Raw genomic sequence first — 1,583 nt, forward strand, 5'->3', positions numbered from 1 at the left:
CCCGACACCCGCGCGAAGATAGGGGCGCGGGAGTAAGCTTCCAGCCGGCCCGGCAGATCGATGGTGACGCTGAGGTCCTTGGCATTGGGCAGCGCCACGGCCACGCTGGGAACGGCCTGTTCGTCAGTCCATTCCTTCAGCTTCGAGCCCTGCTCCTCGCGGGCGCGGATGCCGGTGCCGACGACGAGGCCTGCCGCAATCAGCGCCACCACGCCGAAGATGCCCAGTTTCCGGCGCGACACCGGGGAGCGGGGTTCAGTGGGCGACATGCGCGGACTCCGATGAGGCGGCGGGCTTGGCGCCTTGTTTCTTGTGGACCATGCTGAACACCACGGGAACAAACATCAGCGTGGCGAAGGTTGCAAAGATCAGGCCGCCGATCACGGCGCGGCCGAGCGGCGCATTCTGCTCGCCGCCCTCACCCAACCCCAGCGCCATCGGCGCCATGCCGATGATCATGGCGAGAGCGGTCATCAGGACGGGGCGGAACCGGACGAAGCCGGCTTCGAGCGCAGCGGCGACGGGATCGCCGAGTTCCTCGTAGCGCTCGCGGGCAAAGGAGATCACGAGCACGCTGTTGGCGGTGGCCACGCCCATGCACATGATGGCGCCGGTCAGCGCCGGCACCGACAGCGTGGTCTCGGTCATGAACAGCATCCAGACGATGCCTGCGAGCGCGGCCGGCAACGCGGTGATGATCACGAATGGATCGGACCAGGACTGGAAGTTCACGACGATCAAAAAGTAGATCAGCACGACGGCCCCGAGCAGGCCGAACAGCAGGCCGGTGAAGGCGCTGTTCATCGTCTCCACCTGGCCGAGCAGCACCACGGACGAGCCCTTCGGCACGTCCTTCGCGGTATCGGCAATCACTTGGCGGATGTCGGCGGCGACCGCGCCGAGATCGCGGCCCGAGGTCGTGGCAAAGATCTGAACCATCGATTGGATGTCGTATTGCGAAACGACCGCGCTCGACGCCGAGCGCTTGATGTCGGCGATGCCGCCGAGGATCGGCGACTGCGCATTGCCGGCCGCGGTGATCGGCAGGGTCTCGAGCGCACTGAGCGAATCGATCCGGTATTGCGGCGTCTGCATCACGATCGAGTAGGACACGCCGTTATCGGGATTGAGGTAATAGGTCGGCGCCACCTGCGAGGAGCCGGCGAGATTGACCACGAGGCTGTTGGTGACGTCGCGCGCGGTCAGGCCGACATATTGGGCGCGGGTGCGGTCGACATCGATGTTGAACGTTGGATTGTTCGGCGACTGCTGGATCCGCGCATCGGCAACGCCGGGAATCTTGCGGACCTTAGCCAGCAGGCTGTTGGCATAGGCGAAGTTGGCGCTGACATTGGCACCGCGGATCTGCAGGTCGATCGGCGCCGGCGCGCCGAAATTCAGGATCTGGCTGACGATGTCGGCCGGCAGGAACGCGAAGCTCACGCCAGGAAACAGCCGCGGCAACTGCTCGCGCAGCACCTTTACGTGCTCTTCCGTCGGCCTGTGGCCCTCCCTCAGCTTGATCTGAATGTCGCCGTCCTGCGGGCCGATCACGCCGGTGTTGTTGTAGGTCAGGTTGATGC

1 protein-coding gene and 1 pseudogene are annotated in these 1,583 nt (G+C 65.2%); both read right to left on the minus strand.

Annotated features, from left to right (window positions below):
* Positions 1–269, minus strand: a pseudogene (locus JHD07_RS39460) (efflux RND transporter periplasmic adaptor subunit); the annotation flags it as partial.
* Positions 256–1,583 (minus strand): efflux RND transporter permease subunit (locus JHD07_RS39465; protein WP_291632041.1); only part of this gene is annotated, 1,328 nt, incomplete at its 5' end. The pseudogene JHD07_RS39460 and the gene JHD07_RS39465, both read right to left, overlap by 14 nt.

The organism is Bradyrhizobium sp., assembly GCF_016462955.1.
GTDB lineage: Bacteria > Pseudomonadota > Alphaproteobacteria > Rhizobiales > Xanthobacteraceae > Bradyrhizobium.